Genomic DNA, 13,158 nt, shown 5'->3' with positions numbered 1-13,158 from the left:
GCAGGGCATGGCCATGCTCACTCAAAATGGACTCGGGGTGATATTGCACCCCTTCGATGGGCAGAGTCTTGTGGCGCATGCCCATCACCTCGTCCACGCTACCGTCTTCATTGCAGGTCCAGGCGGTCATTTCCAGGCAATCCGGCAGAGTGTCCTTTTCCACCACCAGGGAGTGATAGCGGGTGGCGGTGTAGGGAGACGGCAGGTTACGGAAAATGCCCACGCCACTGTGGTAGATCGGTGAAGTCTTGCCGTGCATCACTTGGCGGGCGCGCACCACCTTGCCACCAAAGGCCTGACCGATGCTCTGGTGGCCCAGACAGACCCCCAGAATCGGCAGCTTGCCGGCAAAGTGCTGAATGGCGGCAATGGAGATACCCGCCTCGTTGGGCGTACAGGGGCCCGGGGAGATCATCAGCCGGTCCGGGTTCAACGCCTCGATCTCGTCGATGGAGATCTGGTCATTGCGGTACACCAACACCTCGGCGCCCAGCTCCTGCAGGTACTGCACCAGGTTGTAGGTAAAGCTGTCGTAGTTGTCGATCATCAGCACACGCATTACCGCTGCCCTCCGTCTGCCAGGTTGAGACCACCCAGTGCCAGATTGACGGCCCGGAAAACGGCCCGGGCCTTGTTCATGGTCTCGTCCCATTCGGACTGGGGTACAGAGTCGGCAACAATGCCGGCGCCGGCCTGTACGTAAAGGCGCTGATCCTTGACCACGGCGGTGCGGATGGCGATGGCGGTATCCATGTCACCGTTGAAACCGATATAGCCCACAGCACCGCCGTAGACACCACGTTTGGTGGGCTCCAGTTCGTCGATGATTTCCATGGCGCGAATTTTCGGCGCGCCGCTCAGGGTGCCCGCCGGGAAGGTGGCGCGCAGCACGTCCAGCGGCCCCAGGCCGTCGCGCAATTCCCCTTCCACGTTGGAGACGATATGCATGACGTGGGAGTAACGCTCCACCACCATTTTATCGGTGAGCGTGACCTTGCCTGGCTTGGCGACCCGGCCTACATCGTTGCGGCCCAAATCGATGAGCATCAGGTGCTCGGCGATTTCCTTGGGATCGGCCAGCAGGTCCGCTTCCAGGGCCTGATCTTCCTCGCTGCTGGCACCGCGTTTGCGGGTACCGGCGATGGGTCGCACGGTGACGGCGCCCTGCTCTGCCCGGGTGAGAATTTCCGGTGACGAGCCAGCGATATGGAAGTCCCCCAGATCCAGATAGAACATGTAAGGCGACGGGTTCAGGTAGCGCAGGGCCCGGTACAGATCCAGCGCCGGCGCCTTGAAGGGGCAGCTCATGCGCTGGGCCGGCACCACCTGCATCACGTCCCCGGCGAGAATGTACTCGCGCACCTTTTCCACCCCGGCCTTGAACTGCTCTTCCGGGAACTCGCTGCGGAAATCGCTCTCGTCCACCGGCTCGCCGTAGACGGTATGCGCCGGCTCCGGCAGGGGCGCGCGCAGCAGCGTCTGCAGCTCATCCAGGCGCTGAGCGGCCTGCTCACCGGCATCGGTGTCACGGGGGTCCACATGGACCACCAGAAACAGGGCACCGCGCAGGTTATCGAACACCACCACTTCTTCAGAGCGCATCAGCAGAATATCCGGCACGCCGAGCACATCCTCACCCGGCGCCGGGCCCAGCCGGGGCTCGAAATAACGCACGCTGTCGTAGCCGAAGTAGCCCACCAGGCCGCCGTTGAAACGGGGCAGCCCGGGAATTTCCGGTGAACGATACTGCTGACGGTAGTCTTCAATCCACTGGATCGGGTCCGCCACCTCGGTGGTGGTCTCGCCTTCTTCATTACTGACCGTAACGGCCTGGCCGGTGATGCGGATCACTTCCGTGGCCGGCAGCCCGAGAATGGAATAGCGGCCCCAGCGCTCGCCGCCCTGAACGGATTCAAACAGGTAGCTGTAAGGCCCCTGGGCCAGTTTGCGGTAGGCGGTCAGCGGCGTATCCAGATCCGCCAGCACCTCGCGTACCAGCGGCACCCGGGTATAGCCCTCTCGGGCATAACGATCCAGTTGCTGTTGTGACATGGTTGTCCCTATTGGTCTTCGCTCGGCCATTCAAACGCACAGGCCGACAAGTGCAACAATTGTAGAGGAAAAACAAGGCAAAAAGGGGGTACCCGTGCAAGCGTTCAACACAGGCACAGAGGGAGCATCACCATCGCCAGCTGGCGGGTGCGGAGAGGAAGGCAAAGCTGTTGATCAGGGCACGGTCCAAGGGGGACGTCCTTTCTCAAACGTGAAGATTGGGGGAATTCTAGCTAATGAGAACGCCGGACGCCAGACGCTCTACCCCAGACGCTGAAAACCCGGAGGAAACTGCTAAACTGACGCCTTTGTATCCAGCGTCCGGCGTCAATCCAGGAGCCCCATGAAAATTCTCGCCCTTTACACTGCCAGCGAATCCCGCGGCCCTGTGGAAAGTCAGCCCGCTGTGCAGCTACGTGCCGGGTGCGGCATCGTTGGCGACCGTCATTACAAACGCAATGCAAAGCCCGCCGAACAGATTACCCTGATCGAATCCGAAGCCATCGCCGCCTACAACCGTGATTATCAGCAGCAGGTTGAATCACACACTCTGCGCCGCAATGTCCTCACCGAGGGGGTGGACCTGAATGCCCTGGAAGGCCGGGAATTTCTGCTCGGTAACATCCGCCTGCGCGGCATCGAACTGTGCGAGCCCTGCTCCGTGGTGGGCAAATTGCTGGCCGGCGACCTGACACCTCCCCAGGTGGTCAAGGCCCTACTGGGCCGCGGCGGCCTGCGTTGTGAAATCCTGTCCAGCGGCGTGGTTCGTGTGGGCGACAGCATCAAGACTGAGGCCTCATGAATACCACTACACAGGAAACCGTTATCAGCGCCACTCGCCAGTGGCTCGAGCAGGTCGTCGTTGGCCTGAACCTGTGCCCCTTTGCCCGCAAGCCTCTCGGTGCCGGCCAGGTGCATTTTGCTGTCAGCGACAGCCGTAATGTGGAAACCCTGCTGGTAGACCTCTACGACGAGCTGGAGCGGCTGGATCAGACTCCCGCCGAGCAAATCGACACCACCCTGCTGATCATCCCCGACCAGCTGGACGATTTTCTCGACTACAACGACATGCTGGATCTTGCCGATGCTCTACTGGAACAGCAGGGCTGGGAAGGCACCTATCAGATTGCCAGTTTTCACCCGGCCTATCAGTTCGCCGATACGGAGGAAGACGACCGGGAGAACTTCACCAACCGGGCCCCCTACCCGATCCTGCACCTCCTCCGTGAAGCCAGCCTGGACCGCGGCCTGGCCAGCTACCCGGACCCGGAGCAGATTCCCGAGCGCAACATCGCCACCCTCAACGGCCTCAGTGACGACCAGTGGCGCAGCCTGTTCGGCAACCTGACAGGAACCACCCCATGAGTCTGGATCTCACAGATATCGGCCTGGTCACGGCGGTGGTGGTGATTGCCGCCCTGTTCTGGCGCTCCCACGGGATCCGCGAACGGGCGTTGATCTACACCCGGCGATTTTGCCAACGGGAAGAGGTGGAATTTCTGGATGACACCGTGGGGCTGGAGACGCTCACCTTAACGAAGGATCGCCACGGCAAACGCCGCATCACCCGCGTCTACCGCTTTGAATTCACTGTCACCGGTGGCGAGCGCTACGCCGGCCACACCTATGTGCAAGGCGGCCAGGTGCAGCGGGTGGAGCTACCGCCCCACCGCTACACGCCACCGCCGGAACAACTCCACTGACGGTTAACGCGCCTGACAGTCGATGTATTCGATATAGCCATCGCCCGTGACGGCCTGCCCCTGATAATGGCCCTCGAAGGCATAGGAGGCGGTGTAACCACGGCCGAGCCCGAAGCGCCAACGGCTGGCGATACGGCATTCGATCTCCAGCACTTCGGCACCCTTCTCTCGCACCCGCCACCGGAACCGCACCGGCAGGCGCATGGCCTTGCCATCCGGCGCCAGCGCATCCTCCTGCTGGTGCTCGAGCACCTCGAAGCTCACATCGTCCACATGAATATCCGCCTCGCCATCACGGGTACGCACATGCATGCCCTGGAAAACGGTCCGCCCCAGGGAGCACACTTTCGTCAGCAGCAGTTGCGTGTCATCCGTCAGGTTGATGATCTGGTAGGTAAAGAAATCCGCCGGCAGTTTCCAGACATCCGGGATCGGGCGGCGAGTCAGCGCATACGGGCTGGCACTGCGCGCATATTCAAAGGTGCAAAGATGGTCCTGAATCTCCAGGCTCTGTCCGTTCTGGGTCAGGGTGCCGCTACAGGACGCCAACAGACTGAAGTGGTCATAGATCGCATTGCGCACAAACCACGACACCGTGTCCGTGCAATGGATATCCAGCGCCAACTCAAAATTCTCGTACGCCGCCTTGACCTGATAGCGGGGAAACTCGCCGGTGATCACCAGATTGTCACCGAAGCTCACCAGCACATCGCCCTCTTCTCGCCGGCATTCTCGGGCAATGGAATAGGCCTGGTAATGGTGATTCTGCCCCTGCGCCGTGGAGCACAGGAAGGTGGCGGTATCGGAAGGCGGATCGGACAGCAGATAATCGTTGTCCATGATGACCGTGCCCGTAGCTCCCAGCAGGGTCATGATATTGCAGTAACGAAACGGCTCAGGCAGCCCGGGAATGAAAACGCCGTAGTGCACTATGCCATAACGTTTGCTGCCCCCATCCGGGCGCATGATGTCCGGCACGGTAAACGGCTCAACCGAGGCCGCCACCGCACTGTCAATCCGTGGCAACACCCCGTCGACAACAGCGTGATTCAGCAGCGACATGACGCGGCCGGGTATTTTTCCTGACGATAACAATTTATTCACCTCTTATTCAGGCCTCTATGCGAGATTGCGAAGCCCCCACGATCACAGGGTCAGGCTGCCTCTATGGCCATCACCTGGCCCTGAGCCTTGCGAAAAGATTCTTCCCGGCAATGCGCATCCAGACGGGCAAAAGCCTTTGGCAACAGACGGCGGGCCAGTTTGTTGACCGGTTGTTCGATCCAGGCCGGCAGGTCCATACCCAGCGGATTGGTTTCCGCGATATCCGCCTCGCCGATCACCCGGGTACCCATGATGTAATCAAACCAGGGGCGGGTCACACACCAGTTGGCGTCCTGGTTGGTATTCATGTGGTGGTCGTAATGCCAGGGCAGGTTGGCTTTCGCCCATTGCGGGTCCAGGTGCGCCTTGCTGTGTTTGCTCCAGTACTGCCAAGCCCCGTAATAGACCCCGGCAGTGAAAAAGGGCGCCACCACCACGGTGGGGGTAAACACCACACACAGGCCTATCAAGGCTATTTTCTCGTTGAACATTTCCTGGTCTTGCCACATGGAGGCGGTGTACCCCTGGTCTTCGAAACCGTTCAAGCGGGCACGCTTGTGGTGACGGATATGGGTAAAGAAGGGACTGTTACGGTGTTTTCTGGGGTATTCGTGCAGCCACACCTTGTGGGCATACCATTCGAAGGCGTTGGCGGACAGCAATGCGACGGGAAAACCGAGCATGGGAAGACCTCGTTGATAACCAGTTGCCGGCTATCCTGCCCGGTTTCCCCCCGATCGCTTTGATCCGTACGGCAGCCATCGCCGTCACCAGGATCAAGAATCCGGGTTTTCCGACTGCTTGCGTTTGCGATAGGCAGAAGGGGTTTCCCCGGTCCAGCGCTTGAAGGCGCGGGTAAACGCCGCCGGTTCGGAGAAACCGGTGAGGTAGAGAATCTGGTCGATGGGTTCCTGGGTGCGCGCCAGCAAGCGCCGCGACAGGCGCTCCCGATAGCCGGCCAGCAGCTGCTTGAAACTGGTGCCGGCCTCGTCCAGTTCCGCACGCAGGGCCCGGGGCTTGCGGCCAACCCGCGCAGCAAGTGCATCCAGGGACGCACCGCCTTGCTCCAACAGACTACCCAACTCCCGCTCCAGGGTGAGCAGGAAATCCTGGCGCGCCAGATCCGCCATTTTCTGCAAGGCCAACTTTTCATGCACTGCCAACAGCTCCGGCTCCGCCGCAGGCGAAGGCCGATCCAGCAAGGCAGCCGGAAACACCACCGCACCCTCTTCCGCCCCCAGCACCACCGGGCACCGATAGACACTTTGGTAACGGGCCGCGCTGGCGCCCTCAGCGTATTCAAACTGGATATGGTGTGGCTGAAAGTCACCGTCGGAAACCTGACGCAGAAAGCCCAGCAAAATGCAGGTAGCACATTCCAGATAATGACGAACCGGATGGCTGAGCCCGGACAGAATCGCCCTGTCGTCCTCCACACGCAGCTGCAATTGCATGGCGTCGGTCATCAACCGGCTATAACGCAAGGCCCGCTCCAGCCCGGCGCCAAAGGTCGGACTGCTGAGAAACAGATATTCCAAAACCTGCCCTCGCCAGGCCGGCAACATACTGCCGATCCGCAGACCGATATCCGTATCGCCACTGACTCGCTCCGCCGCAGCCCAGAATCGTTGCTGGGGGGAATTGATACGACGCAGGGACTGATCCGGCGGCTCATCGGGCATACCGACACTGGCAAAGATGGCAGCACAATCCAGGCCCGCCTTGCTCATGGCCTGGTAGGTCATCCACAGAAAAGTACCGTTATCGCTGGCGGGTATGTTGCTCATGGGGACAAGTATACGGAGGAGAGTGCATGCAGGCACGCTGCATGCACTCGGTGCAGGCGGTCCGGGCCGGACGAACCATCTACGGCATGGGCTTTTCGCAGTTGACCATCCAGGGCACCCCGAAGCGGTCGGTGCACATGCCGAAACGCTCCGCCCAGAAGGTTTCTTCCATGGGCATGCGGATTTCGCCCCCTTCGCTCAGGGCGGTAAAGATTTCCTCCGCCCGCGCAGCGGTTTCTGCCTGCACATTGATTACGGTGCCCTGGGGCTTTTCGAAATATTCCGGCGGGCAGTCCGAGCCCATCAGCACAATGCCGTCACCTTTCAGGCAGACATGGCAGATATTGTTGTGACACTCGGGAGGCACCTCACTGGCCATGGGCGACTCCCCCATGGTGATCAGGAAACTGATCTCGGCCTGGAGCACACTGGCATAAAAATCAAAGGCTTCCCGGCAGTTGCCCTGGAAGTTCAGGTAAGGATTGAGACGGACGTCTGACATGGTTTCTCTCCTTGAAGGGATTGGCTTTCCATAGCTAATCGATTGCAGTGACGGTTTTTCGACAGGCTCCCAAGTTTTTGTAGGAGCGTCGCTGGCGGCGCGATAGCAAACCGTAAAGACCGGAATATCACCACAGAGGGCACAGAGATCACCGAGGAACAGAAGGATTTTTCTCTGTGTTCTCTGTGGCCTCTGTGGTGAAAATGCTTTTGATTGAGTTCTGTAATCGCGCCGCCAGCGACGCTCCTACGGCAAGGGTCGGCATTCTGTTTCGCTGTTAACTATTCACTATTAACTGTTAACTGCCTTACTTCACCCTCTGCTTGCCCAGCTTCCTGGCCAAGGTGCGGCGGTGCATGCCAAGACGTCTCGCGGTTTCGGAAATATTGAAGCCGGTCTCTGCCAGAGTTTCGTGGATGCGTTCCCATTCCAGGGTTTTTAGGTCAGTTTCCCGAGCGGTGAGGGCCACATCCGCATCGCCTTCGGCACGCAGGAAGGCGGCTTCGATATCGTCGGTATTGGAAGGTTTAGCCAGGTAATGACAGGCGCCCAGCTTCACCGCTTCCACCGCCGTGGCAATGCTGGCGTAGCCAGTGAGCACCACGATCAGCATATCGTCATTGTGTTCATGCAGACTCTGCACACAGGCCAGCCCGGAGGCCTCCCCTTTCAGTTTCAGATCTACCACTGCATACCCGGGGTCATGACTGTCCAGCAGGACGAGCATGTCTTCCATGCCGGCAGCATGGATCACGGTATAGCCGCGCCGTTCAAAGGAACGGCTGAGGGTGCGAGCGAAGGCCTCGTCATCTTCCACGATCAGCAGCAAGCGCTCTGTCTGTTGCTCAACATCACTCACAACTTATTCCTCTTCCAGGATGACTGCGGACAGGGGCAACGACAGCATCACCACGGCACCGCCCTGGACCAGATTGCGGGCGCGCAGGTTGCCGCCCAGGGTGCGCAGCACATTCATCACCAGGAACAGACCGAGCCCACTTCCCGATCGCCCCTTACTGGATTGGTAGGGCCTCCCCAGGCTTTCCAGCATGGCCGGCGGGAAGCCAGGGCCTCGGTCGGTCACCGAGATCACCAGGGTGTCGTCGTCACGGTGCACATCCAGGCGCAGCCATTGCGGGGATGCCTCCAGGGCATTGTCCAGCACGTTATGGATACTTTGCTTGAGGGCCGAATCGGACACGATGCTCAGGTCCTGGCCGAAGTCATTGCGGTAGATAAAGTCTTTCACCGGCCGGGTTTCCCGCCATTCGGTGACCAGGTCATCCAGGAATTCCCGGGCGGTGGTTTCCTCGGAGGATTCGCCCCGGGCCTCGCCGGCGGAGAGCAGAATGCCACTGACGATGGATTTACAGCGCAGCACCTGGGTCTGCATTTCGCCGATTTCCTGGGCCATGTCCCGATCGGATTTAAACGGCTCCATATGCCGCCAGTCCCCGAGAATCACCGACAGGGTCGCCAGCGGTGTACCCAGCTCGTGGGCGGCGCCACTTGCCAGAAGCCCCATGCGCACAATGTGCTCTTCCTCGGCGGCGCGCTGGCGCAGCTCCGCCAGATGCTCGTCGCGCTGGCGACGGTTGCGGGTAATGCGGTTGATAAAGATCACCAACAGCACCCCGTTGAGCACAAAGCAGATAATCATCCCTTCGATATAGAGGCTGAACAGCCCTTTTGAATGATCCAGCGGCAGCGATAGCGGCTTGCCTGACCAGGCCAGCCAGGCAAAACACAGGGTGGTGGTAATCAGGATTACCCAGGTGGACCACACCTTGAGCAGCACAGCACCCAGAATCACCTGCAACAGGTAGAGAAACACGAAGGGGTTGGTGGCCCCGCCGCTGAGATACAGCAGGATGGTCAGGGTGGCCACATCGATCAGCAACGACAGGAACAGCTCGGTATTGCCGATGCTTTTCGGCAACTTCAGGCGCAGCAGGCTGACGGCATTCAGTAACAGCAGACCAAACAACACCACCAGCATCTGTCCCAGCGGCAAGGTGATGCCGAACCCGAAGTGCACCAGCAGGATGGTCGCCAGCTGACCGCCCATGGCGATCCAGCGCAGCTGGATAAGCAGTTGCAGGTTCTTGCGGCCGGCCACGTCCTCACTGGAACGGCGGATGGCCGCCAGGGGCGGGGTGCCGGCAGGGGCTGTCATTGTCAGTTTTTCCATGGCGAGTCAGTTTACCGACTTCGGCGTGAAGGTGTGAGGAGGTTCTGGCACAACGGATCACTCATCACGCTTACGCCTACCGAATCGCCCTTTTGTGGGAAGCGATGCTTGCATCGCGAAGAAGGTGGCACGGGTCCCGGACCTTCGCGATGCAAGCATCGCTTCCCACAGGGTGCAATCAGGCTCTTCAGCGCTTGCGCTGTTCGCGTACCACCAGCCAGGCCGCCAGCATCACACCCAGCGCCAGGGCAAACCAGGTGATGGCGTAAACCAAGTGATTATTGGGGAAACGGATTACGGTCAGCCCTCCCACCGGTCCGGGTTGCTCACTGGCATCCGCATCGATAAAGAAGGGGGCCACCGGTGCCAGCCCGTGCTGTTCGGCCATGGCCAGCACATCCCGGGAATACCAGCGGTTCTCGGTGGGTACATTGTCCCGTAGCACGCCGCCCCCCGGTTGGTTGAGGCGCAGCAAGCCGGCCACCGAGACCTCACCGTCCGGGGTAAAGTCTCCCCGGCTGGCTTGCGCCCGCTCGGCCTGGGGTACGAACCCCCGGTTGATGTAGACCCAGCTGCCATCCGTCCGCTGTAACGGCGTCATCACCCAGTAGCCCTGGCCCTCCTCCGTGGCTGTAGCCACCAGGGAGATCCCTTCGGGTAAATATTGCCCCGTTAGCTGCACGCGCAGGTATTCGTGGGAGGCTTTATTGACGGCGGACCAGCCACCCCGCCCCGGCGCGTCTACCGGTAGCGCATGGACACGGGCATCCACCCGGGCGATGAGATCCTCTTTCCAGGCCAGGCGCTGCACCTGCCAGACACCCAGGGCGATAAAGCCGGCAAAGGCCGCCAGACAGAACAGCAGAAACAGGAAAGAAAGAAGACGCCGACGAGCCATGGGAATGCCTCTTCAAACGAGGGAGGAAAAATCTGTAGGAGGCTGCCTGCAGCCGAATTTTTGCCTCTCTTCGAGGGTCAGATTCGCTTGCAGGCAAGCTCCTACAGTGGCCGGGTTTCGTGGACTGCCCGTGTTACCCCATCATGCCCGGCATCATATTATTGTTCAGGCTGATCATCACCCACAGGGAACCGGCCAGGGTGATAAACACCAGCACCAGGGTGAAAATCAGCGCCAGCATGTTCCAGCCTCCTTCCGAATGGAAGTTCATGTGCAGGAAAAACACCATGTGGACAACGATCTGCACCACCATGAAGGACAGGATCAGCAGCGCTGTGGTGGTGGAGCTTTCAAACACATTGCCCATCACCAGCCAGAACGGGATCACGGTAAGAATCACCGCCAGCACAAAGCCGATCACGTATTCCTTCAGGCTAACGTGGGGGCCTTGCGCTTCGTGGTGATCGTGGTCGTGTGTATGCTCACTCATGGCAGCACTCCCATCAGATAGACATAGGTAAAGACACCCACCCAGACCACGTCCAGGAAGTGCCAGAACATGGACAGGCAGAACACCCGGCGCTTGTTCTCGGGGATCAGGCCGTGCTTCTTCAGCTGGAACAACAGGGTCACCAGCCAGACGATGCCGAACAGCACGTGCAGGCCGTGGGTGCCCACTAGGGCGAAGAAGGCAGTGAGGAAGCCGCTGGTCTGCGGCGTCGCACCGATGTGGATCAGGTGATAGAACTCGTAGATCTCCAGCCCCAGGAAGGCAGCGCCCAGCAGGCCGGTGATCGCCAGCCAGAACAGGGTGCCCTTCAGTCGGTTGGCCTGCATCTGCAGCATGGCAAAGCCATAGGTGATGGAGGACAACAGCAGGAACGAGGTGTTGATCGCCACCAGGGACAGATCGAACACTTCCATGCCGGTGGGGCCACCGGCATAGCTGCGCGCCAGCACCCCGTAGGTAGCGAACAGGGCAGCGAAGATCAGGCAGTCGCTCATCAGGTAGAGCCAGAAGCCCAGCAGCGTCCCGTTCTGGGGGTGGTGATCCCCCTTCACCAGAAACTCCAGCTGGCCATCCTGAGTTTTCACGTCAGCGGTCATGGTTGCTTCAGACATTGGCAAGCACCTTGGTTCGTTCGGCTTCAATCCGCTCTACTTCCTCCGCAGGGATGTAGTAGTCACGGTCGTAATTGAAGGTGTGGTAGATGGCGGTACCGATCAGTGCCACGAAGGTCACCGCCGCCGCCAGCCACATGTGCCAGATCAGGGCGAAGCCACAGGCCACGCTGATCGCCGACAGCACGATGCCTGCCCAGGTGCCCTTGGGCATGTGGATCGGGATGAAGCCGGATTCCGGGCGCTTGAAGCCGTGCTGTTTCATCTGCCACCAGGCGTCCAGATCGTGCACGCGCGGGGTGAAGGCAAAGTTGTACGGCGGTGGCGGCGAGGAGGTAGACCACTCCAGGGTACGGCCATCCCACGGGTCACCGGTCTCGTCGGCCAGCGCTTCGCGGCGACGGAAGCTGACGATCAACTGGATCAGGAAGGCAGCGATACCCACGGCAATCAGCACCGCACCGAAGGCGGCAATCTGGAACCAGATCTGCAGGGACTGATCCTCGAAGTGGCTGACACGACGGGTCACGCCCATCAGGCCGAGCACGTACAGCGGCATGAAGGCGAAGTAGAAACCGATCAGCCAGAACCAGAACGATAGCTTGCCCCAGAACTCATCCAGCTTGTAACCGGTGGCTTTCGGGAACCAGTAAGTGATACCGGCAAACAGACCGAACAGCACACCACCGATGATCACGTTATGGAAGTGCGCGATCAGGAACAGGCTGTTATGCAGCACGAAGTCCACCGGCGGTACCGCCAGCAACACCCCGGTCATGCCACCGATCACGAAAGTGACCATGAAGCCCAGAGTCCACAACATGGGCACATCGAACTTGATGCGGCCACGGAACATGGTGAACAGCCAGTTGAAGATCTTCGCCCCTGTCGGTATCGAGATAATCATGGTGGTGATCCCGAAGAACGAGTTCACGCTGGCCCCCGAGCCCATGGTGAAGAAGTGGTGCAGCCATACCAGGTAGGACAGCACGGTGATCACCACGGTGGCGTAGACCATGGAGGTGTAACCGAACAGCGGCTTGCGGCTGTAGGTGGCCACGATCTCGGAGAAGATACCGAACACTGGCAGGATCAGGATGTACACCTCCGGGTGACCCCAGATCCAGATCATGTTCACGTACATCATGGCGTTGCCGCCCATGTCATTGGTGAAGAAGGCGGTGTCCAGGTAACGGTCCAGAGTCAGCATGCCCAGCACGGCGGTCAGCACCGGGAAGGCGGCTACGATCAACACGTTGGTGCACAGGGAGGTCCAGGTGAACACCGGCATCTTCATCAGGCTCATGCCCGGGGCGCGCATCTTGACGATGGTCACCAGCAGGTTGATCCCCGATAACAGCGTACCCACACCGGCGATCTGCAACGACCAGATGTAGTAATCCACTCCCACCCCGGGACTCTGCAATATCCCCGACAAGGGCGGATACGCCAGCCAGCCGGTCTTGGCAAACTCGCCGATGAACAGGGACATCATCATCAGCACGGCGCCACCGGTGGTCATCCAGAAACTGAAGTTGTTCAGGAACGGAAAGGCCACATCACGGGTGCCGATCTGCAGCGGAATCAGGTAGTTCATGATCCCGGTCACCAGCGGCATGGCCACGAAGAAGATCATGATCACGCCGTGGGCGGTAAAGATCTGGTCGTAGTGATCCGGCGGCAAATAGCCCATGTTGTCGCCGAAGGCGAAGGCCTGTTGCAGGCGCATCATGATGGCATCGGCGAAGCCGCGCAGCAGCATCACCAGACCCAGGATGATGTACATGATGCCGATCTTC

Annotated in this window: 15 protein-coding genes; 3 read left to right on the top strand and 12 right to left on the bottom strand. The window is 60.0% G+C overall.

What is annotated here, in order from left to right:
• Both ACFE0K_RS10930 and trpE read right to left on the bottom strand, forming a co-directional pair.
• Positions 1 to 559: anthranilate synthase component II (locus ACFE0K_RS10930; protein ID WP_434536097.1), on the bottom strand; the 559-nt coding region annotated here is incomplete at its 3' end.
• Positions 559 to 2,052, bottom strand: coding sequence for an anthranilate synthase component I (gene trpE, locus ACFE0K_RS10925; RefSeq protein WP_434536096.1), 1,494 nt, complete (start codon positions 2,050 to 2,052; stop codon positions 559 to 561). The genes trpE and ACFE0K_RS10930, both read right to left, overlap by 1 nt.
• Positions 2,053 to 2,395: 343 nt before the next feature.
• Here trpE and ACFE0K_RS10920 point away from each other — a divergent pair, with 343 nt between their 5' ends.
• Genes ACFE0K_RS10920 through ACFE0K_RS10910 form a run of 3 tightly spaced genes read left to right on the top strand, consistent with a single transcriptional unit; the run spans position 2,396 to position 3,755 of the window.
• A complete protein-coding gene (locus ACFE0K_RS10920; protein ID WP_434536095.1) occupies positions 2,396 to 2,854 on the top strand; it encodes an MOSC domain-containing protein in 459 nt (152 codons plus the stop codon).
• On the top strand, positions 2,851 to 3,417 hold the full coding sequence (locus ACFE0K_RS10915) for a DUF1415 domain-containing protein (RefSeq protein WP_434536094.1): 567 nt from the start codon (positions 2,851 to 2,853) through the stop codon (positions 3,415 to 3,417). Before ACFE0K_RS10920 ends, ACFE0K_RS10915 begins: the two co-directional genes overlap by 4 nt.
• The gene (locus ACFE0K_RS10910; RefSeq protein ID WP_434536093.1) at positions 3,414 to 3,755 is read left to right on the top strand and encodes a DUF3301 domain-containing protein; all 342 of its coding nucleotides are present in this window, start codon (positions 3,414 to 3,416) and stop codon (positions 3,753 to 3,755) included. Before ACFE0K_RS10915 ends, ACFE0K_RS10910 begins: the two co-directional genes overlap by 4 nt.
• 3 nt (positions 3,756 to 3,758) lie before the next feature.
• On the opposite strand, the gene ACFE0K_RS10905 is transcribed toward ACFE0K_RS10910, so the two are convergent.
• From ACFE0K_RS10905 to cyoB, 10 genes are all read right to left on the bottom strand, one after another.
• Entirely contained in the window at positions 3,759 to 4,817 is a 1,059-nt protein-coding gene (locus tag ACFE0K_RS10905; protein WP_434536092.1) for a DUF6670 family protein, read from the bottom strand.
• Positions 4,818 to 4,909: 92 nt separating this feature from the next.
• Complete coding sequence (locus ACFE0K_RS10900) at positions 4,910 to 5,542, bottom strand: sterol desaturase family protein (protein ID WP_434536091.1); 633 nt, start codon at positions 5,540 to 5,542, stop codon at positions 4,910 to 4,912.
• 93 nt (positions 5,543 to 5,635) lie between these two features.
• Positions 5,636 to 6,646: an AraC family transcriptional regulator gene (locus ACFE0K_RS10895; protein WP_434536090.1), complete on the bottom strand. Its 1,011-nt coding sequence runs from the start codon at positions 6,644 to 6,646 to the stop codon at positions 5,636 to 5,638.
• Between the two features lie 79 nt (positions 6,647 to 6,725).
• The gene (locus ACFE0K_RS10890) at positions 6,726 to 7,148 is read right to left on the bottom strand and encodes a VOC family protein (protein ID WP_434536089.1); all 423 of its coding nucleotides are present in this window, start codon (positions 7,146 to 7,148) and stop codon (positions 6,726 to 6,728) included.
• A 307-nt stretch (positions 7,149 to 7,455) separates the two neighbouring features.
• Positions 7,456 to 8,007: a response regulator transcription factor gene (locus tag ACFE0K_RS10885; protein ID WP_434536088.1), complete on the bottom strand. Its 552-nt coding sequence runs from the start codon at positions 8,005 to 8,007 to the stop codon at positions 7,456 to 7,458.
• A gap of 3 nt (positions 8,008 to 8,010) precedes the next feature.
• A complete protein-coding gene (locus ACFE0K_RS10880) occupies positions 8,011 to 9,339 on the bottom strand; it encodes an ATP-binding protein (RefSeq protein ID WP_434536087.1) in 1,329 nt (442 codons plus the stop codon).
• A gap of 187 nt (positions 9,340 to 9,526) precedes the next feature.
• Positions 9,527 to 10,237 (bottom strand): SURF1 family protein, encoded by a 711-nt coding sequence (locus tag ACFE0K_RS10875; RefSeq protein ID WP_434536086.1) that lies wholly within the window; start codon positions 10,235 to 10,237, stop codon positions 9,527 to 9,529.
• 133 nt (positions 10,238 to 10,370) lie between these two features.
• A complete protein-coding gene (gene cyoD, locus ACFE0K_RS10870) occupies positions 10,371 to 10,727 on the bottom strand; it encodes a cytochrome o ubiquinol oxidase subunit IV (RefSeq protein WP_434536085.1) in 357 nt (118 codons plus the stop codon).
• The gene (cyoC, locus tag ACFE0K_RS10865) at positions 10,724 to 11,359 is read right to left on the bottom strand and encodes a cytochrome o ubiquinol oxidase subunit III (protein WP_434536084.1); all 636 of its coding nucleotides are present in this window, start codon (positions 11,357 to 11,359) and stop codon (positions 10,724 to 10,726) included. Before cyoC ends, cyoD begins: the two co-directional genes overlap by 4 nt.
• On the bottom strand, positions 11,352 to 13,158 hold a 1,807-nt coding region (gene cyoB / locus ACFE0K_RS10860), incomplete at its 5' end, for a cytochrome o ubiquinol oxidase subunit I (protein WP_434536083.1). The genes cyoB and cyoC, both read right to left, overlap by 8 nt.

The sequence above is a fragment of the Alcanivorax sp. genome, assembly GCF_051117345.1.
Classification (GTDB): Bacteria; Pseudomonadota; Gammaproteobacteria; order Pseudomonadales; family Alcanivoracaceae; genus Alcanivorax.
This window is presented reverse-complemented; position numbering and strand designations above follow the sequence as displayed.